This is a genomic window from uncultured Streptococcus sp., from assembly GCF_963456385.1.
In the GTDB taxonomy this organism is placed as follows: domain Bacteria; phylum Bacillota; class Bacilli; order Lactobacillales; family Streptococcaceae; genus Streptococcus.
The window spans coordinates 14106-33366 of the sequence record NZ_CAUOLF010000022.1 but is presented as its reverse complement, the minus strand read 5'-3'; the positions used below and the strand labels follow the sequence as shown (position 1 = coordinate 33366).

The following is a 19261-nucleotide window of genomic DNA, read 5'->3' as shown; positions in this document are numbered from 1 at the left end:
AGCATGTGGGAAAAACTTAAACAAGTTCACTATATGTTTCATATTGCGCTGGTCTTTATCATCTTTCCAGTGGCGGGAGTAATCAGCGGGGAATACCCGCTTTTCCTCTTGCTCTGGACAGCTATTTTTGTTGTGGCTTACTATGCTGTTTTGCTAAGTAACCATCGCCTTATTCAATTTTTTTCTTGGTGTTTTTTGGTTGCTTACATATACTATAGTTCTGTCTGGTTAAATACAGGATTTACCTGGTATATTTTTTATCTATCTAATCTGCTGATTTATGAGCTGGATGATGTCTCGTTTAAATCCTGGCGTTTTTGGACCTTTATTGATTTGCAGCCTGCTATTGTGCTGACTAATTATTTGATGGGTAATGTTGGTCCAGCAGAACTACTCTTCTTTATTGTCACTTTTCTCTTTTCGGATGGCTTGACCTTTGGTCTCCATCGGATTCAGACGACGGAGCGAATCAAGGAAGAAAAGACCAAACAAAATGCCCAGCTGAATCTCTTTCTAGCAGAAAATGAGCGCAATCGGATTGGCCGAGACTTACATGATAGTCTAGGACACACCTTTGCCATGCTCAGTGTTAAAGCGGAGCTGGCTCAGCAGTTTTTGCAGATGGAAGCCTATGACAAGGCAGCAAAAGAACTGCAGGAAGTGCAAGAAATTAGTAAGAAATCAATGGCTGATGTTCGGCGGATTATTAATGATCTAAAGAATCGGACGCTGGACGAGGAACTAGTGACCATTCGAGCCATGCTGGAGATGAGTGGCGTTCAGGTCGAGATAAATAACCAACTCAATGTTGCTAGTGTCCCACCAAGTCAGCAGTCAACAATCAGTATGATTTTGCTGGAGGCAGCGACCAATATCATCAAGCATGCCAAGGCTAAAAAGAGCAATTTTTCTTTGGTAAAGAATGAGGAAAAACTTGTTTTAGACATTCAGGATGATGGCTGTGGTTTTCAGAAGCTGACCGGTCGGGAGTTGCATAGTATTCGAGAGCGACTGTCCGCCTTGTCAGGAAGGCTTGAGATTCTTAGCAGCCAAGATCCAACATGGATTCGGATTGAGTTGCCATACGGAGGGAAGGAAGCATGAAACTTTTGTTAGCAGAAGATCAAAGTATGCTGAGAGATGCCTTAGCTCAGCTCTTGCAGCTGCAGCCAGATGTCGAAGAAGTCTATCAGGCCTCAGATGGGCAGAAGGCTATTGACTGTCTTAGCTCAGAAACTGTTGATGTAGCTATTTTGGACGTGGAAATGCCCCACCAAACCGGCCTAGACGTTCTCGAATGGGTCAAGGCCAATCGACCCAACATCAAGGTCATCATCGTCACAACCTTCAAGCGACCGGGCTACTTTGAGCGAGCTGTTAAGGCGGATGTAGATGCTTACGTGCTCAAAGAGCGTAGCATTGCGGATTTGATGAAGACCATCCATACCGTTCTAGATGGGCAAAAGGAATATTCGCCGGAATTGATGGAGGTGCTAATGACCAGTAGGAACCCTCTCTCTCAGCAGGAGAGGCTAGTCCTGCAAGCTGCGGCGACTGGTCTGTCCAATAAAGAAATTGCTGAAAAACTCTACCTGTCAAATGGAACGGTTCGTAACTATATGTCTGCTATTTTGACCAAGCTAGATGCTGAAAATCGAACAGAAGCCGTCCGAATCGGGCAAGAGAAAGGCTGGTTATAGCTGGCATACTCAGTTTTGTAGAAAAGATGAGGAGCGGTAGCTTTCCCATAAACGGAACATTTGAGAGCTAATAATTCTAATGAAAAGTCAGTACTATAGATATAGTTCTGGCTTTTTATCTTTTGTTTGAAAAACATTCGGATTTAGATAAAAAAACAAGAAAAAAATTAACTAGCGGCTTGCAATTTTTTTCAAAAATGTTATCATAGTAGAAAGCTTTTTGAATTTTTAGAAAATTGTAAATAAATGAAAGGGGAAGAATGGAGAAAATCAAATTAGAAACTCCTAAGACAGGCTCAGAGCTTGTGTTGGAAACCTTGAAAAATCTTGGTGTTGATACGATTTTTGGCTATCCCGGCGGCGCTGTACTGCCGCTTTATGATGCTATTTATAGTTTTGAAGGCATCCGTCACATCCTAGGCCGCCATGAGCAAGGCTGTGTTCACGAAGCAGAAGGCTATGCTAAGTCTACTGGGAAAATCGGAGTTGCAGTTGTGACTAGCGGTCCGGGAGCGACTAATGCCATTACCGGCATTGCCGATGCCATGAGTGATAGCGTCCCCCTTTTAGTCTTTACTGGTCAGGTGGCCAAGGCTGGAATCGGTAAAGATGCCTTTCAGGAAGCGGATATTGTTGGGATTACGACTCCTATTACCAAGTACAATTATCAGGTTCGGGAGACGGCAGAAATTCCGCGTATTATTACAGAAGCTATTCACATTGCGACGACAGGTCGTCCTGGACCGGTCGTTATTGATTTGCCTAAGGATGTCTCGGCTTTGGAAACGGACTTTATCTATGACAGCAAGTTGCATTTGCCGAGCTATCAGCCGACTATTGAGCCTAATGAATTGCAAATTAAGAAAATTATCAAGCATATTTCTAAGGCTAAAAAGCCGGTTCTGCTTTCAGGAGGCGGTATTAGTTATGCCGAGGCAGCAGAGGAATTGGTTGCTTTTGCGGAGCGGTATCAGATTCCAGTAGTCACTACCTTGTTGGGGCAGGGGACCATTGCGACAGACCATCCTTTGTTCTTAGGTATGGGTGGGATGCACGGTTCTTTTGCGGCTAATATTGCCATGACTGAGGCCGACTTTATGATTAGTATCGGCTGCCGCTTTGATGACCGTCTGACTGGTAATCCGAAAACTTTTGCCAAGAATGCTAAAGTAGCACATATTGATATTGATCCAGCGGAAATTGGAAAAATTATCAGTGTAGACATTCCTATCGTAGGGGATGCTAAGAAAGCCCTGCAGATGCTGTTGAATGAAGAGCAGGTGCATAACAATACCAGCAAGTGGATTGAAAAAGTAACGCAGGATAAGGAACGGGTCCGCTCATATGATAAGAAAGAACGTGTCGTACAGCCTCAGGCTGTCATTGAGCGCGTTGGTGAGCTAACCAAGGGTGATGCCATCGTCGTAACAGACGTCGGTCAGCACCAGATGTGGGCCGCCCAATATTATCCTTATAAAAACGAGCGTCAACTGGTAACGTCTGGTGGTCTAGGAACCATGGGCTTCGGTGTTCCAGCAGCGATTGGGGCTAAGATTGCCAATCCGGATAAGGAAGTAGTGCTCTTTGTCGGAGACGGTGGCTATCAGATGACGAACCAAGAGATGGCTATTCTCAATATCTATAAGATTCCGATTAAGGTCATCATGCTTAACAATCATTCGTTAGGCATGGTGCGCCAGTGGCAGGAAGCTTTCTATGATGGTCGTACCTCTGAGTCAGTCTTTGAAACTTTGCCAGATTTCCAGCTCATGGCTCAGGCCTATGGTGTTAAATCCTATAAATTTGACGATCCGGAGACTATTGTCCAGGATTTGGAAGTGCTGAAGGAAGATATACCAATGTTTATCGAGGTGGATATCTCTCGCAAGGAGCACGTTCTTCCAATGGTGCCGGCCGGCAAGAGCAATCATGAGATGTTGGGGGTGAAGTTCCATGCGTAGAATGTTGACAGCTAAACTCCAAAACCGTTCGGGTGTTCTAAACCGCTTCACGGGAGTCCTTTCCAGACGTCAGGTTAATATTGAGAGTATCTCAGTTGGAACGACGGAAAATCCGGAGGTCTCCCGCATTACCATCATCATTGATGTGGCTTCATTGGCAGAGGTTGAGCAGATTATCAAGCAGCTCAATCGTCAGATTGATGTGATTCGGGTTCGAGATATCACAGACCGCCCTCACTTGGAGCGTGAAGTGATTCTGGTTAAGGTCTCGGCTCCAGCTGATAAGCGGGCAGAGATTCTATCTATTATCCAGCCATTCCGGGCAACAGTTGTAGATGTAGCACCTAGCTCCATTACCGTTCAGATGACTGGTGACGCGGAGAAGAGTGAGGCTCTGCTTCGGGTCATCCGCCCGTATGGTATCAAAAATATTGCTCGGACTGGAGCGACAGGCTTTACCCGAGATTAAATCAAACCTTTAATTTGTTAAAACCGCCTAACAGGCAATAAAAATAGAAAAGAGAGTAAAACTTATGGCAGTAACAATGGAATACGAAAAAGATGTGAAAGTAGCAGCACTTGATGGTAAGAAAATTGCCGTAATCGGCTATGGTTCACAAGGTCATGCCCATGCGCAAAACTTGCGTGATACAGGCCACGATGTGATTATCGGTGTTCGTCCTGGTAAGTCATTTGACAAGGCTAAAGAAGATGGCTTTGATACTTATACAGTAGCAGAAGCGGCTAAATTGGCTGATGTTATCATGATTTTGGCTCCAGATGAAATCCAACAAGATCTCTATGAAGCAGAAATCGCTCCAAACTTGGAAGCTGGCAATGCTGTTGGGTTTGCTCATGGTTTCAACATCCATTTTGAATTTATCAAAGTTCCTGCTGATGTAGATGTCTTCATGTGTGCGCCGAAAGGTCCTGGTCACTTGGTTCGCCGTACTTTCGAAGAAGGTTTTGGTGTACCAGCTCTCTATGCAGTTTACCAAGACGCTACTGGAAATGCAAAAGACATCGCAATGGACTGGTGTAAAGGTGTTGGTTCAGCTCGTGTTGGTTTGCTTGAAACAACTTATAAAGAAGAAACAGAAGAAGATCTCTTTGGTGAACAAGCTGTTCTCTGCGGTGGTTTGACTGCCCTGATTGAAGCAGGATTTGAAGTTCTGACTGAAGCTGGCTATGCACCAGAATTGGCTTACTTTGAAGTGCTGCACGAAATGAAACTGATTGTGGACTTAATCTATGAAGGTGGCTTCAAGAAGATGCGTCAATCTATCTCAAATACAGCCGAATATGGTGACTATGTATCTGGTCCGCGCGTGATTACTGAGCAAGTCAAAGAAAACATGAAGGCGGTCTTGGCTGATATCCAAAACGGTAAATTTGCAAATGACTTTGTAAATGACTACAAGGCTGGTCGTCCAAAACTCACTGCTTACCGTGAGCAAGCTGCTAATCTGGAGATTGAAAAGGTCGGTGCAGAATTGCGTAAAGCAATGCCATTCGTTGGTAAAAACGACGACGATGCTTTCAAGATTTACAATTAAGATAAAGAGCATATAAGACATTAGGGGTTGGAATGCGAATTCCCAGCCCCTTGTTTTGCTTGATAGAGAATAAACTGGAAGAATAGGGAAGGAAGAAACATGCTCAGAGCAAAAGATATCACGCATGCTCATAAAGTGTTAAAAGATGTGGTTGTCAATACTCCGCTTGACTACGACCATTATTTGTCGGAGAAGTACCAGGCCAAGATTTACCTGAAGAAGGAAAATATGCAGCGGGTACGCTCTTTTAAACTCCGCGGGGCTTATTATGCCATTTCTCAACTTAATGAAGAGGAGCGCCAGCGTGGGGTTGTCTGTGCTTCTGCGGGAAATCACGCCCAAGGAGTGGCCTATACTTGTAAGGAAATGAAAATTCCAGCAACTATTTTTATGCCCATAACGACCCCTCAGCAGAAGATTGGTCAGGTTCGCTTCTTTGGCGGTGAATTTGTGGATATCAAGCTGGTTGGAGACACCTTCGATGCTTCGGCTAAGGCAGCGCTTGACTATACTAAGGCTGAAAATCGCACCTTTATCGATCCTTTTGACAATGATGATGTCCAAGCTGGTCAAGGAACAGTGGCTTATGAAATTTTAGACGAGGCCAAGAGAGAAGCAATCGATTTTGATGCAGTTTTAGTACCAGTTGGCGGCGGTGGACTGATATCAGGAGTCTCAACCTATATCAAAGAAAGTCAACCAGCTATCGAAGTTATTGGTGTGGAAGCCAACGGTGCCCGCAGTATGAAAGCAGCTTTTGAAGCTGGAGGTCCGGTCAAGCTTAAAGAAATCGACAAATTTGCTGACGGCATCGCAGTTCAGAAGGTCGGTGCGTCAACCTATGAGGTTACACAAAAGAATGTTCAAAATCTTATCGGTGTAGATGAAGGGCTTATTTCAGAGACCATCATTGACCTATACTCCAAGCAAGGGATTGTCGCAGAGCCAGCTGGTGCTGCAAGTGTTGCTGCTTTGGAAGTTCTGAGCGAGTACATCAAGGGGAAAACTATCTGTTGCATTATCTCAGGTGGTAATAATGACATCAACCGTATGCCAGAGATGGAAGAACGGGCGCTTATTTATGATGGTATTAAGCACTATTTTGTGGTTAACTTCCCGCAGCGTCCAGGTGCCTTGCGTGAATTCGTAAATGATATTTTAGGACCCAATGACGATATTACTCGTTTTGAATATATCAAGCGGGCAAGCAAGGGAACGGGACCAGTTTTGATTGGTATTTCACTGGCAGATAAGCATGATTATGCTTCTTTGATTAACCGTATTGAGCAGTTCGATCCGTCCTTTATCAATCTGAACGGGAATGAAACACTCTACAATATGCTTGTCTAATTATAAATATATTTTAGCCTAATTTGTATGCTTTCGTTTGAAACTGCAAATTAAATATGTTAGAATATACTATAGTGAATCAAGGAGGCTTGAACATGTTTTTTATTCCATTTTTCTTTATTATATTGATTGTAATCTTTATATTCTTGCTGCTTAGTGCAGTCTATGTGGTTCGTCAGCAATCTGTGGCAATCATTGAGCGTTTTGGACGCTATCACAAAACCAGCAGCAGCGGTATCAATTTCCGCCTTCCTTTAGGGATTGACAAGATAGCGGCTCGCGTTCAGCTGCGTTTGCTGCAGAGCGAGATTATCGTTGAGACCAAGACACAGGATAATGTTTTCGTAACTATGAATGTTGCGACCCAGTATCGTGTAAATGAAAACAACGTGATTGACGCTTATTACAAACTTATGCGGCCAGAAGCACAGATTAAGTCCTATATTGAAGATGCCCTTCGTTCCTCCGTTCCAAAACTGACCTTGGATGAGCTCTTTGAAAAGAAGGACGAAATTGCCCTAGAGGTCCAAAAGCAGGTGGCAGAAGAAATGTCGACCTATGGTTACATTATTGTCAAAACTCTGATTACCAAGGTTGAGCCGGATGCTGAAGTTAAACAGTCTATGAACGAAATCAATGCGGCGCAGCGTAAGCGCGTGGCTGCTCAGGAATTGGCTGAAGCGGATAAGATTAAGATTGTGACAGCTGCTTCTGCAGAAGCTGAGAAAGACCGCCTGCATGGTGTTGGTATTGCCGAGCAGCGGAAAGCTATTGTGGATGGTTTGGCAGACTCTATCAAGGAATTGAAGGGAGCCAATATTGAGTTGACAGAAGAGCAGATTATGTCTATTCTTTTGACCAACCAGTACCTAGATACGCTGAATAATTTTGCAGATAGTTCGGGTAATAATACCATCTTCCTTCCAGCAAATCCAGAAGGAGTCGAAAGTATTCGGACTCAGATACTTTCAGCCCTCAAAGCTAAGTAAAGAAAATTCAGAATTATTTAATTTGTTCGAATTTGGTTTGTTTAAGTTGACAAACTGTATAAAAACAATTATAGTAGTTGATGTAGCTAGAATAGAGAGGAGTAAGAAATGGCTAAATCTAATTTCGAGAAAGTAGAATCTGTTGTTAGTTGGGTACGTGATAAGAAGATCACCGGTTACCGTATTAGTAAAGAAACAAATGCACGTGAAATGTCTATCATTGCTCTTGCTCAAGGACGTGCAAAAGTGAAAAATATCTCTTTTGAAACAGCTCTTGGCTTGATTGATTTCTACGACAAAAACCATGAAAAATTTGAAGACTAAACTTCAAAATCGTGCAACTGATATTGCTCATTAAATAAAAAAGGAATCTGGATTTAGTTCCAGATTCTTTTTTATTTTTGAAAATAGAAGTAATTTAGCTGAGGAAGCGTTGCAAGAATTCTTTGGTTCTTTCTTCTTTTGGATTTGTGAAGATATCCTGCGGACTGCCAGATTCAGCAATGACGCCTTTATCCATAAAGATGACACGGCTGGAGACATCACGGGCAAATTCCATCTCGTGGGTTACGACTATCATAGTCAGCCCTTCCTGAGCCAGTTCTTTCATGATTTTCAGAACTTCACCAACCATTTCAGGGTCGAGGGCTGAAGTCGGCTCGTCAAAGAGGATAGCATCAGGATTCATGGAGAGGGCGCGGGCAATAGCGACTCGCTGCTTCTGACCGCCTGAGAGTTGCTTAGGCTTAGCCTGCCAGTATTGCTCGCCCATTCCAACCTTGTTGAGGTTTTCTTTGGCAATTTTTTCGGCTTCTGACCGCTCTTTTTTCAAAACGGTTGTCTGAGCGACGATGGTATTTTCCAGAACATTAAGATTTTCAAAGAGATTGAAAGACTGAAAGACCATGCCCAGCTTTTCACGGTAATGGGTCAAGTCGTAATTCTCGTCCAGGACATTCTTGCCGCGATAGAAAATCTGTCCGCCAGTTGGTGTTTCCAGAAGGTTGATGGAGCGCAGGAAGGTTGACTTTCCGCTACCAGAGCTGCCGATGATGGAAATCACTTCTCCTTTATGAACAGTGAGGGAGATGTCCTTGAGGACTTGGTTTTCACCGTAGGACTTTTTGAGGTTTTTAATTTCTAGAATAGTTTCTGTCATGATTTCACTTCTCCTGTCTGCATTTGATTGGCACCTGTCGTGTAGTTATCTGTGTCAAAGCGTTTTTCAACATAGCGCAGGATGCGTGTCACGCTGAATGTCAGGACAAAGTAGATTACAGCGATGATGGTAAAGGTTTGGAAGTATTGGTAGGTTTGGGTAGCGATGGTATTTCCAGAGAAATAAAGCTCAACCACCGAGATAACATTCAACACGGATGTATCCTTGATGTTGATGACAAATTCATTACCAGTTGCGGGCAGAATATTGCGGACAACCTGAGGCAGTACAATCTTGCGCATGGTCTGGCTGTGAGTCATACCCAGTGCTGTTGCGGCCTCGAATTGCCCCTTATCAACGGCAAAGATACCACCGCGGACAATCTCGCTCATATAAGCTCCGGTGTTGATGGAGACGATGAAAATGGCAGCGATAGTCCGGTCGATAGAAATTCCAAAAGCCTGGGCAGTTCCGTAGTAGATAACCATGGACTGAACAATCATGGGAGTTCCGCGGAAAATCTCAATATAGACATTTAAGAACCAGCCGAAGATTTTTTGCAGTGATGCTAAGAGTTTATTCTTAGAAGCTGGTGCCGTCCGATAAACGCCAATTAGCAGTCCGATGATGAGACCTGCGATGGTCCCTGTTATAGAAATGAGCAAGGTTAAACCAGCTCCGCGTAGGAATTGCGGCCAGTTTTCAGCTAGAATCTTAGCTACTTGACTGAAGAATGATTCCTTAGCTGCTTCACTATCCGTATCAACAGGCTGTTTCTGAATCATCTCATCCATCAGCTTGACTTGATCATTAGTAGAAATCTTAGCAATAGCAGCATTAGCTTGCTCGATACGATTGTCATCCTTGCGCATACCAATAGCAATGGAAGCATCTTCTTCGCCGACTTCAAAGCCTTTCTCAAACTGAATCATTTTGAAGTTGGAGTTGGCAGTCTCGGCAGTCAAGGCTTCTGGCCGCTCAGAGATATAGCCATCAATAACCCCGGATTCTAAGGCTTGACGCATCTGAGCAAAATCGCCCATAGCTGTTTCTTTTTTGGCGCCAGGCAGCTGGTCAATGAGATTGTAGAGATAAACTCCTTGCTGGGAAGTGACTTTAGCGTCTTTGAAGTCTTCTAGAGTCTTAGCGGATGCATATTTTCCATCTTTACGAACTAGGAGAACTGGTTCGCTGGTGTAGTAACTGTTGGAAAAGGCGATTTCCTTTTTCCGCTCGGCAGTTGGGCTCATACCCGCAATAATCATGTCAATTTTGCCAGAAGTCAGAGCAGGAATTAAGCCGTTCCAGGAAGTTTTGACAACCAGAGGTTCCTTGCCCATCTCTTGAGCAATTTTTTTGGCAATCTGCACATCGTATCCATTGGCATATTGGTTGGTTTCTTCGATTTTTACAGCACCGTTGGAATCATCATCCTGAGTCCAGTTGAAGGGAGCGTAGGCTGCTTCCATACCGATCCTCAGGTAGTCATCGGCTTGGATAACTTGGACCGTTCCTAAGGCGACCAGGAGGGCTGTAAATAAAGTGAGTAATAATTTCTTCATGGGTTTCTCCTGCTTATCTAATAATAGTTCTTCCTATTCTATCGAAAATTACCGTTCTTTTCAATCCTAGTAAGCCCTTACTTGATAAAAATGATATAATAGAACAAAATATCTGTAAAGAGAGGTTGAGTATGAAACGATATTTTTATCTTCTGTTGGTTTTGTTTTCCTGCCTTTGTTTTGGTCGGGTTGTCTCGGCTGTTGACTATGATATTGAATCCTATCAAGGCGATCTGGCCTTGCGTGAGGACAATACAGCCACCTACACAGAGAAAGTGACCTACACGTTTAATGACGACTATAACGGTCAGATTGTTTCGCTGGGCTCAGCTGGAAAGATGCCCAATGGCTTTGCCATTGATGGGAATCCAACGGTCTCGGTTCTGACCAATGGTGATCCAGATATGGACATTAACCCCCAAGTCAGAGACTTGGGAGATGGCTATGAGGTCAAAATCTATAATTCAGGCTACGATGGTGACCGAGTCATAGTCACTGTGACCTGGCAGTTGAGAAATCTCCTTTTTCTTCACAGGGATATTGCTGAGCTCAACTGGACTCCTATCAGCGACTGGGATCAGGGGATAGATGAGGTCGTCTTGACAGTTTCTGGCTTGAGCAATCCAGATAAGAGTGAGCTCTTTGCTCATAGTGGCTACTTTGGTACCCAGCCTTTAGTGGATAAGGATGGCACTGACTATCTGGTCAAACTCAATGGAATTGGCTCGGGCGATAATGTCGAGCTCCACGGCTATTGGGATCGACAAGCGGTCTCTCTTGTGTCCCAGAATGAAGATGAGAGCGACTACTTGCCAACCTTTAAAGCTCAAGAAGAAAAGATTGCCCGCAAGACGGTCTTTTACCGGCAGCTAGGAGAAATTTATATACCCTTGCTGCTTATATGTGCCATCCTTGCAGCGGCTATTCTTTATTTTGTCTTTACCCAGAAGATTAAGCCTAAGCAGTCTTATCCCAAGAATGCCCGTCTATATGAGGCTCCTCAGGACTTGGCTCCTCTTGTCTTGGCGGAAAATATTTACGCGGTAGACATGGAGGATGTCGATCCGACTAGGGGCGGCAAGGCAGTGCTGAACTTTGAAAACATGGTTCAGGCGACTTTATTAGACTTGCTGGATAGGGGCAATCTCCTCCTGCAGGGAGATGCTGAAAATCCTGTTCTGCAAATAGCGACCTATGATGGGCTGGCGGACTTTGAGAGACGTTTTCTGGGCATGGCTTTTAACAAGCAATCCCAAGCAAGTGTGAAAGATCTCTTTTCAGCCTATCAAATTTCAGAAGATATTTATAAGCACAAGTCTTCTGCAGATGAGTCCTATATCCGTAACATTGGTAGTAATATCAAGTCCTTATTTACTAACAGTTTGCGCTCCTTATCTAAAGAAGTGCGCTCTGAAGCTAAGCGTTTGGGTCTCTTTGGTCACTACCGGCCTCTTAAAGTTCAGGAAAAGGGATTGCTGATTACTGCCATCATTCTAGCTAGTGCTGTTTTGCTGTTCTCTCTTGGAGTTTTGTTTGTCTATATGGCCGCTTTTGAAAGTCTTATCTGGATATATATTCCCTTAGCACTTGTGGGACTTGTTATGATTTGCATTTTTGCTAGCAAGGCACAGCTTTATTGGCGAGATGGCGTCCTGAATGATGAAGGCGCGCATGATTACTATCTGTGGAGAAGTTTTTCAAATATGCTGCGAGATATTGCCCATCTGGACAAGACAGAAATCGAAGGCATTATCCTTTGGAACCGTCTCTTGGTCTATGCGACCCTCTTTGGCTATGCAGATCGTGTCAGCCGTGTCATGGCTCTGCGTCAGATTCGCTTGGAAAATCCATCTATGGACAGCTATGTTCAGGCTAACCTGCACTATGCCTTCTATAGCAGTATGCACAGCTTCTCAAACTACGGGCATGTAGCCACTACAGCCAGCAATTTCTCTGTCTCATCTGGTGGAAGTTCAGGTGGTGGGTTCTCCGGCGGCGGCGGAGGAGGAGGCGGTGGAGCTTTCTAATAGACAAGCTCTCTGCTAGCCAGCAAAGTTATCGTACTGGCTTTTCCTAGCCTTGAAATTGTGATATAATAAGACCTAGTACTCTTTGGGAATTTAACTGTGACTTTCCTTGAGTAGACCCTTGTTTCAGGAGTATTCTATGTTTATCATTGAAATTTTCATCTCTATTATTTACGGAATCATCGAAGGAATCACAGAATGGCTGCCGATTTCTAGTACAGGGCACCTGATTTTAATTCAAGATTTTATCCAGTATAAAAATCAAAGTCCAGCCTTTATGGAAATGTTTAATGTCGTTATCCAGCTGGGAGCAATTTTGGCGGTTGTCGTCATCTATTTTGACAAGCTCAACCCTTTTAAACCAGGCAAGTCAGCACGTCAGGTTCAAAAGACCTGGCAGCTTTGGGCCAAGGTGGTCGTGGCAGCCTTGCCGGCTGCTGTTATCGGCTTATTCTTGGATGATTGGTTTGAAGCGCATTTCTACAATCTGGTCTCTGTATCAGTGATGCTGATTGTTTATGGGGCGGCTTTTATCTATCTGGAAAGGCGCGAACATGAGGAACCTGCTGTGACAGATTTGGCTCATCTTCCTTACAAGACTGCCTTGCAGATTGGTCTCTTTCAGGTTCTAGCTCTCTTTCCTGGGACTAGCCGTTCTGGTGCTACCATTGTCGGCGGTCTCTTGAATGGTGTCAGTCGTTCTGTCGTGACAGAGTTCACTTTCTATCTCGGGATTCCCATTATGTTTGGCGCTAGTGGCTGGAAAATTCTTAAGTTTATCAAGAATGGTAACAGTCTGGGATTTGGGCAAATTTTCTTGCTCTTAGTTGCCATGGGGGTGGCCTTTGGAGTCAGCCTAGTCGTGATTCGTTTCCTGACAGACTATGTCAAAAAGCATGACTTTACCGCTTTTGGGAAATATCGGATTGGCCTGGGCGGTGTGCTTCTGGTTTATGCTGCAATCAAAGCCTTGATGGGATAAAAGAGGTAATTTTAATGTTTCTCTGACTATCTCATCTAGTGAAATAATAAGCTCTCGGAATTTTCTGAGAGTTTTTTTCTTGTAAGGAATCTTTTCTTTCCAACAACTTCCATTTTCAGACCGATACTAGCTATTTTTTGAAATACGGGGGATTTTTTAGTATAATAGTAGAACTAGAAGTGTATGAGGTAGAGATATGGAAATGAAACAGATTAGTGATTCGACCATAAAAATCACGATTCAGCTGGAAGATTTGGAAGAGCGCGGCATGGAAATGGCCGATTTCTTGGTTCCTCAAGAAAAGACGGAAGAGTTTTTCTATACCATCTTAGATGAGTTGGAAATGCCGGATAATTTTTTGGATAGCGGTATGCTGAGTTTTCGAGTGACGCCTAAGCCAGATAAGGTGGATGTTTTTGTTACCAAATCTAAATTGGATAAGAATCTGAGTTTTGAGGATTTGGCAGATCTGCCAGACATGGACGAGCTGTCTCATATGTCTCCAGATGAATTCCTCAAGACACTAGAAAAGAGCATTTTTGAAAAGAGTAAGGAAGACATAGAAGCAGTCCAATCTTTGGAAACAGCCGAAGCAGAGGAAAGGGAGCAGCTTTCTCAAGAGGAGGCTGATGAGCAGTCAGCAGAAAATGCAGAGCGTTACATTTACTACATCCTGCGTTTTGAAGATATTAAGGCTGCTGCGGCCTTTGCCCAGACGGTGGACTATAAGATTGACTTATCAGAGCTTTATAAGTATGATTCAGCTTATTATTTGACAATTTTAGTAGACGTTGAGGGCTTCCCAGAGCGCTATCCAGCTTGGCTCTTGGCCAAGATGCGTGAGTTTGCAGATGACTCAGATATCACTCGGGCGGTGCTGCAGGAGCACGGTCATCTGCTTTTGGTGACAGATGCCGTCTCCGGCTTGCAGAAGGTTGAATGCCTATGATTACTTTTCCTTTAAAGTTTATCTTGGTATTGCTGGGAACTTTTTTTATCGGGGTGATTCTGACGCCTTTTGTTCGGCTCCTAGCCTTTAAGATTGGTGCGGTAGATTATCCCAATGCTCGTCGCATCAATAAAAAGCCAATGCCTAGCAGTGGCGGGCTGGCGATTGTAGCGGCCTTTTCTATCTCTACTCTGCTCTTGATGCCGCAGATTGTTGCTGTAGATTTTTTTGGACAGACCTATTTTGATTATGTTTGGCCGGTCGTTCTAGGTGGTTTGATTATTGCCTTTACAGGGCTGGTCGATGATATCAAAGAACTATCGCCCCTGCTGAAAATGGGCGGAATTGTTCTAGCAGCCAGCCTAATCTGGTGGTTGACAGATTTCCGATTGGATGATTTTAAGATTCCTTTTGGCGGACCTTTCCTGCATTTTGAGCCTTGGCTGTCCTATATTTTGACAGTGGTGTGGATTATTTCTATCACCAATGCAGTTAATTTGATTGACGGTTTGGATGGTCTGGTGAGTGGGGTGTCCATCATCTCCTTGGTTACGATGGGGATTGTTTCTTACTTCTTTTTGCCCCAGCACAATCTCTTTCTGACCTTGACTATTTTCGTCTTGGTCTTGTCAATTGCGGGTTTTTTCCCTTACAATTACCATCCAGCTATCATCTATCTTGGTGATACGGGGGCTCTCTTCATTGGCTTTATGATTGCCGTCTTGTCCTTGCAAGGGCTGAAAAATGCGACGGCTGTTGCGGTGGTTACTCCTATGATTATCCTAGGAGTGCCGATTACGGATACTTTTCTGGCGATTATCCGCCGTACTCTGTCTGGTCAGAAATTCTACACGCCTGACAAGCACCATCTCCATCATAGACTCTTGTCCTTGGGACTGACTCACCGAGGGACAGTGCTGGTTATCTATGGGATTTCGCTGGTCTTTGCCATGATTTCTCTCTTGTTGAATGTTTCCAGTCGAATTGGTGGTGTTCTCTTGATGATTGGCTTACTTCTGGGTGTTGAGCTCTTTGCTGAGCTGGTCGGAGTTTTGGGGCCTAATCGTACTCCTTTACTCAATATTCTCCGCTTTATTGGCAACTCCTCCTACCGAGAGGAAGTTCGGCGGAAATGGCGTCAAAAGCGGAATAAATAAGAATAGCTCTAAACAAAATAAAAGCCTTTTGGGCTTTTTTTTGGTATACTAAAGTATGTAAATCAGCTAAGCAAAGAAAGGAAAAAGAAATGTCTGTCTTAGAAATCAAAGATCTTCATGTTGAAATCGAAGGGAAAAAAATTCTCAAAGGGGTGAATCTCACTCTGAAAACGGGAGAGGTTGCAGCTATTATGGGCCCGAATGGAACAGGGAAGTCCACCTTGTCTGCAGCCATCATGGGCAATCCTAACTACGAAGTGACTCAAGGAGAAGTGCTTTTTGATGGAGTCAATATCTTAGAATTGGAAGTTGATGAGCGTGCTCGCATGGGACTCTTCTTGGCTATGCAGTACCCTAGTGAAATTCCTGGTATTACTAATGCAGAGTTTCTCCGTGCAGCTATGAATGCTGGTAAGGAAGACGAGGAAAAAATCTCTGTCCGCGACTTTATCATGAAGCTGGATGAAAAGATGGAACTGCTCAACATGAAAGAAGAAATGGCTGAGCGTTATCTTAATGAAGGTTTCTCCGGTGGTGAAAAGAAGCGCAATGAAATTCTGCAGTTGCTCATGCTTGAGCCAACTTTTGCACTCTTGGATGAGATTGACTCAGGTCTAGATATCGATGCTCTTAAGGTTGTGTCCAAAGGGGTTAATGCTATGCGCGGTGAAGGCTTTGGTGCTATGATTATCACCCACTACCAACGCCTGCTCAACTATATCACTCCAGATGTGGTTCATGTCATGATGGATGGTAAAGTCGTTCTTTCTGGCGGTCCAGAATTGGCAGTCCGCTTGGAGAAAGAAGGATATGCTAAATTGGCTGAAGAGTTGGGCTTCACCTATACCGAAGAAGCCTAGTCAAACATTCTTTTGACTTTGATAAAAGATAGGAGAATGACATGACTAAAGAATTGATTCAAGAATTTTCACAGCTACATGCGGAGCCGGATTGGCTCTTTCAACTGCGCCAGCAGGCCTTTGATAAGATTGACCAGTTAGAATTGCCGCGTATTGAGCGGGTTAAGTTTCATCGCTGGAATCTGGGTGACGGCCGTATTTCAGAGAGTGACCCATTGACAAGTGTTCCAGATTTTACAGCCCTAGATGACAATCTCAAGCTTGTTCAGTTGGGAACTCAGACTGTCCTGGAGCAATTGCCGGCTGATTTGGCAGCCCAAGGCGTGGTTTTCACAGATTTTCACACAGCTTTGGAAGAAATTCCAGAGTTGGTAGAGAAGCATTTTATGTCTGCTGTCAAGTATGACGAGGACAAATTGGCGGCTTATCACACTGCCTATTTCAACAGCGGTGCGGTTCTTTATGTGCCAGACAATGTTGAGATTGACCAGCCGATTGAAGGAATTTTTTATCAAGACAGCGAAAGCGATGTTCCATTTAATAAGCATATTTTGATTATTGCGGGCAAGCATTCTAAAGTTAACTACTTGGAACGCTTGGAAACTTACGGTGAAGGGTCTGTTCCAGTAACTGCCAATATCACTGTCGAAGTTATTGCTCAGGCTGGCGCTCAGATTAAGTTTTCAGCTATTGACCGCTTGGGCGAAAATGTAACGGCTTATATCAGTCGTCGCGGTAAGCTGGACAACGATGCTATGATTGACTGGGCTATCGGCGTTATGAACGAAGGCAATGTCGTGGCTGACTTTGATAGCGACCTTTATGGTAAGGGCAGCCATGCGGATATGAAAGTGGTGGCTCTTTCCAGCGGTAAGCAAGTTCAGGGAATCGATACCCGCGTAACTAACTATGGCTGCAACTCTATTGGAAATATCCTGCAGCACGGGGTTATCCTGGAAAAAGGGACCCTGACCTTCAATGGTATCGGTCATATTATCAAAGGGGCTAAGGGAGCAGATGCCCAGCAGGAAAGCCGGGTTCTCATGCTGTCTGATCAAGCGCGCTCAGATGCTAATCCCATCCTTTTGATTGATGAGAACGATGTGACAGCTGGTCACGCGGCTTCTATCGGTCAGGTTGATCCGGAGGATATGTATTACCTCATGAGTCGGGGTCTTGATAAGGCGACGGCTGAACGCTTGGTCGTGCGCGGCTTCTTAGGGTCAGTGATAGTAGAAATCCCTGTTAAGGAAGTTCGCGATGAAATGATTGAAAATATCGATATTATTCTCGCAAAAAGATAAAAAGCTGGGCCTTGTCCCGTGTAAGTAGATAGGAGTCTTCATGTCTGGATTTAATGCAGAAGCAATCAAGCAAGATTTTCCCATTTTGGACCAAATTGTCAATGATGAGCCTTTGGTTTATTTGGACAATGCGGCGACAACCCAGAAACCCAAGCAAGTGCTAGATGCCATTGAGGAATACTATCTTAGAGACAATGCCAACGTCCATCGCGGTGTGCATACGCTAGCGGAGCGGGCAACTGCAGCCTATGAAGCAGCCAGAGAAAGAGTCCGTTCTTTTATCAATGCGGCTTCTAGCAGAGAAGTTCTCTTTACACGAGGAACCACGACGAGTCTTAATTGGGTGGCTCAGTTTGCGGCTGAAAGGTTGCAGCCTGGTGATGAAGTGATGATTTCTATCATGGAGCACCATTCCAATGTCATTCCCTGGCAGGAAGCTTGTAGGAAGACCGGAGCCAAGTTGGTTTATGTCTATCTCAAAGATGGTGCTCTGGATATGGATGATTTCCGTGCCAAGCTCAGTGAGCGAACCAAGTTTGTCTCTCTGGCTCATGCTTCCAATGTCCTCGGTGTCATCAATCCCATCAAGGAGATTGCCCAGCTGGTTCATCAGCAAGGAGCGCTTTTGGTGGTAGATGGTGCTCAATCCATTCCGCACATGGAAATTGATGTGCAGGATTTGGATGTGGACTTCTTCGTCTTTTCTGGGCATAAGATGGCAGGCCCGACTGGTATCGGAGTTCTCTATGGCAAGGAAGAGCTGCTAGAGCAGATGTCGCCAGTCGAGTTTGGCGGAGAGATGATTGATTTCGTCTATGAACAGGAAGCGACCTGGAAGGAGCTGCCTTGGAAGTTTGAGGCCGGAACGCCGAATATGGCAGGAGCAATCGGTCTTGCGGCAGCCATTGATTATTTGGAAGACTTGGGTATGGATGCTATTGCTCAGCATGAGCAGGACTTGATTGCCTACGTATTTCCTAAGCTACAGGCAGTAGAAGGCTTGACCATTTATGGCTCTCAGGATTTGGCCCAGCGCTCAGGTGTGATTGCCTTTAATCTGGACGGTCTCCATCCACATGATGTCGCGACAGCTCTGGACTACGAAGGAGTGGCTGTTCGGGCGGGTCACCATTGTGCTCAGCCTCTGCTCACCTATCTGCAGGTGTCAGCGACTGTTCGAGCCAGCTTTTACATCTACAATACCTATGCGGATTGCGACAAGCTGGTAGATGCTTTAGAAAAGACAAAGGAGTTTTTCAATGGCGCTTTCTAAGTTAGACAGTCTTTACAAGGCGGTTGTGACCGACCATTCGGCTCACCCCCATCATCATGGGAAACTGGAAGATGCGGAGCAGGTAGTCCTCAATAACCCGACCTGTGGCGATGTTATCAGCCTGTCTGTCAAGTTTAATGCGGAAAATCAGATTGAGAATATTGCCTTTGTGAATTCTGGCTGTACCATCTCAACGGCTTCGGCCAGCATGATGACGGATGCGGTTCTGGGCAAGACAAAAGAGCAGGCGCTGGAATTAGCAGAAGTTTTCTCGCAGATGGTTCAGGGCCAGGAAGACAGTCGCCAGAAAGAATTGGGAGATGGAGCCTTTTTAGCAGGTGTTGCCAAATTCCCGCAGCGGATTAAGTGTGCGACCTTGGGTTGGAATGCCCTCAAGCGAGCAATTGAAGAAGATAAAAAGTAAGAATGTGA

Annotated in this window: 18 protein-coding genes; 16 read left to right on the top strand and 2 right to left on the bottom strand. The window is 44.5% G+C overall.

The window, feature by feature from the left end; all coding sequences use genetic code 11:
- Window positions 1–3 precede the first annotated feature (3 nt).
- The 8 genes from RP262_RS09200 to RP262_RS09165 all read left to right on the top strand — a co-directional run bounded on the left by RP262_RS09200 (window position 4) and on the right by RP262_RS09165 (window position 7880).
- Window positions 4–1104, top strand: a complete 1101-nt coding sequence (locus RP262_RS09200; protein WP_311154960.1) for a sensor histidine kinase — start codon at window positions 4–6, stop codon at window positions 1102–1104.
- Window positions 1101–1700, top strand: a complete 600-nt coding sequence (locus RP262_RS09195) for a response regulator transcription factor (RefSeq protein ID WP_311154959.1) — start codon at window positions 1101–1103, stop codon at window positions 1698–1700. The genes RP262_RS09200 and RP262_RS09195 overlap by 4 nt, the downstream gene beginning before the upstream one ends.
- 260 nt (window positions 1701–1960) lie before the next feature.
- Window positions 1961–3661: an acetolactate synthase large subunit gene (locus RP262_RS09190; RefSeq protein WP_311154958.1), complete on the top strand. Its 1701-nt coding sequence runs from the start codon at window positions 1961–1963 to the stop codon at window positions 3659–3661.
- Entirely contained in the window at window positions 3654–4130 is a 477-nt protein-coding gene (ilvN, locus tag RP262_RS09185; RefSeq protein ID WP_002898887.1) for an acetolactate synthase small subunit, read from the top strand. Before RP262_RS09190 ends, ilvN begins: the two co-directional genes overlap by 8 nt.
- A gap of 64 nt (window positions 4131–4194) precedes the next feature.
- Window positions 4195–5217, top strand: coding sequence for a ketol-acid reductoisomerase (gene ilvC / locus RP262_RS09180; protein WP_049547612.1), 1023 nt, complete (start codon window positions 4195–4197; stop codon window positions 5215–5217).
- Between the two features lie 99 nt (window positions 5218–5316).
- On the top strand, window positions 5317–6567 hold the full coding sequence (gene ilvA, locus RP262_RS09175; RefSeq protein ID WP_125401862.1) for a threonine ammonia-lyase IlvA: 1251 nt from the start codon (window positions 5317–5319) through the stop codon (window positions 6565–6567).
- 56 nt (window positions 6568–6623) lie between these two features.
- Complete coding sequence (locus tag RP262_RS09170; RefSeq protein WP_295505658.1) at window positions 6624–7556, top strand: SPFH domain-containing protein; 933 nt, start codon at window positions 6624–6626, stop codon at window positions 7554–7556.
- 108 nt (window positions 7557–7664) lie between these two features.
- Complete coding sequence (locus RP262_RS09165) at window positions 7665–7880, top strand: hypothetical protein (protein WP_002893653.1); 216 nt, start codon at window positions 7665–7667, stop codon at window positions 7878–7880.
- Between the two features lie 94 nt (window positions 7881–7974).
- Here the strand turns inward: RP262_RS09165 and RP262_RS09160 are convergent, their stop codons facing one another.
- On the bottom strand, window positions 7975–8715 hold the full coding sequence (locus tag RP262_RS09160; RefSeq protein ID WP_004185455.1) for an amino acid ABC transporter ATP-binding protein: 741 nt from the start codon (window positions 8713–8715) through the stop codon (window positions 7975–7977).
- Complete coding sequence (locus RP262_RS09155; protein ID WP_311154957.1) at window positions 8712–10277, bottom strand: ABC transporter substrate-binding protein/permease; 1566 nt, start codon at window positions 10275–10277, stop codon at window positions 8712–8714. Before RP262_RS09155 ends, RP262_RS09160 begins: the two co-directional genes overlap by 4 nt.
- A gap of 131 nt (window positions 10278–10408) precedes the next feature.
- Between RP262_RS09155 and RP262_RS09150 the strand changes: the two genes are divergently transcribed.
- The 8 genes from RP262_RS09150 (at window position 10409) to sufU (ending at window position 19253) form a co-directional block, all read left to right on the top strand.
- A complete protein-coding gene (locus RP262_RS09150) occupies window positions 10409–12304 on the top strand; it encodes a DUF2207 domain-containing protein (protein WP_311154956.1) in 1896 nt (631 codons plus the stop codon).
- Between the two features lie 139 nt (window positions 12305–12443).
- Window positions 12444–13286, top strand: a complete 843-nt coding sequence (locus RP262_RS09145) for an undecaprenyl-diphosphate phosphatase (protein WP_311154955.1) — start codon at window positions 12444–12446, stop codon at window positions 13284–13286.
- Window positions 13287–13482: 196 nt separating this feature from the next.
- Entirely contained in the window at window positions 13483–14235 is a 753-nt protein-coding gene (gene mecA / locus RP262_RS09140) for an adaptor protein MecA (protein ID WP_125445632.1), read from the top strand.
- Entirely contained in the window at window positions 14226–15392 is a 1167-nt protein-coding gene (locus RP262_RS09135) for an MraY family glycosyltransferase (RefSeq protein ID WP_311154954.1), read from the top strand. Before mecA ends, RP262_RS09135 begins: the two co-directional genes overlap by 10 nt.
- A gap of 89 nt (window positions 15393–15481) precedes the next feature.
- A complete protein-coding gene (gene sufC, locus RP262_RS09130; protein WP_002893635.1) occupies window positions 15482–16252 on the top strand; it encodes a Fe-S cluster assembly ATPase SufC in 771 nt (256 codons plus the stop codon).
- 41 nt (window positions 16253–16293) lie between these two features.
- Window positions 16294–17556: a Fe-S cluster assembly protein SufD gene (gene sufD / locus RP262_RS09125; protein ID WP_311154953.1), complete on the top strand. Its 1263-nt coding sequence runs from the start codon at window positions 16294–16296 to the stop codon at window positions 17554–17556.
- 40 nt (window positions 17557–17596) lie between these two features.
- On the top strand, window positions 17597–18829 hold the full coding sequence (locus RP262_RS09120; RefSeq protein WP_311154952.1) for a cysteine desulfurase: 1233 nt from the start codon (window positions 17597–17599) through the stop codon (window positions 18827–18829).
- On the top strand, window positions 18816–19253 hold the full coding sequence (gene sufU / locus RP262_RS09115) for a Fe-S cluster assembly sulfur transfer protein SufU (RefSeq protein WP_311154951.1): 438 nt from the start codon (window positions 18816–18818) through the stop codon (window positions 19251–19253). The genes RP262_RS09120 and sufU overlap by 14 nt, the downstream gene beginning before the upstream one ends.
- Window positions 19254–19261: the final 8 nt, after the last annotated feature.